The sequence below is a fragment of the Micromonospora aridisoli genome, from assembly GCF_056150025.1.
In genome coordinates this window covers 1-657 of record NZ_JAXCFK010000068.1, presented here as the reverse complement: position 1 = coordinate 657, position 657 = coordinate 1, and the positions used below count along the sequence as shown (strand labels likewise).

Genomic DNA, 657 nt, shown 5'->3' with positions numbered 1-657 from the left:
TCGACCAACTGCTGGGCAATATGGCGTGGAATATCCGGCTGCGCGGAAACACTCCCTTCCCGCGTGACCCCTGGCGTCGTGGATTGAATTTCCAACACCCCCTGTTCGGGCACGAAGGTATCGATGACCTCAAGCGTTTGCATGGGCGGCGAAAGACTCAAGTCCGCCCGCAGCGGCGGGGAGACCGGTGACATAGCCGGGACCTGTGTCCGTTCTTCCCGACTGGGCAACGGGTCGAAATTCCCTTCGGCCTGCCACTCCCGGTCCACGCGACGCGCTGGCGGTGTAGACATCTGGGCGGACAGGTGAACCTGCGTGGTGGTCAGGGGTTGCCCTTGCGCTTTTGCCTCGCTGACATTCGTTTGGACCGCTCCAGTGGGCGAAGAAGGGTTCCGCTCCACACCGCGAGACGACGACTCCGGCGGGCGACCTCTGTCAGGCTCTTTCGTCAAAGCAGGCGGATGTAAGATCTGAGCTGGAGCACTTATAAAGCCCTGCCCGGCGCGTTGGCTTCGCCCTTCAACAGGGGCCGCGCCTTGAACATTCGATTCGAGAGGCTCCGGCCGCTGGCCGGATGCAAGGCCTGCATCGGTGACAACAGACGAAGCGACCTGACCTGGCGTCGCGTTGTTATTGGGCTGGGGAGCGGTTGTCTGC

At 62.6% G+C, this 657-nt stretch carries 1 protein-coding gene; it reads right to left on the bottom strand.

Annotated elements, in window-relative coordinates; all coding sequences use genetic code 11:
* On the bottom strand, positions 1 to 269 hold a 269-nt coding region (locus SM447_RS29365), incomplete at its 3' end, for a hypothetical protein (RefSeq protein WP_474576116.1).
* Between the last annotated feature and the right edge of the window lie 388 nt (positions 270 to 657).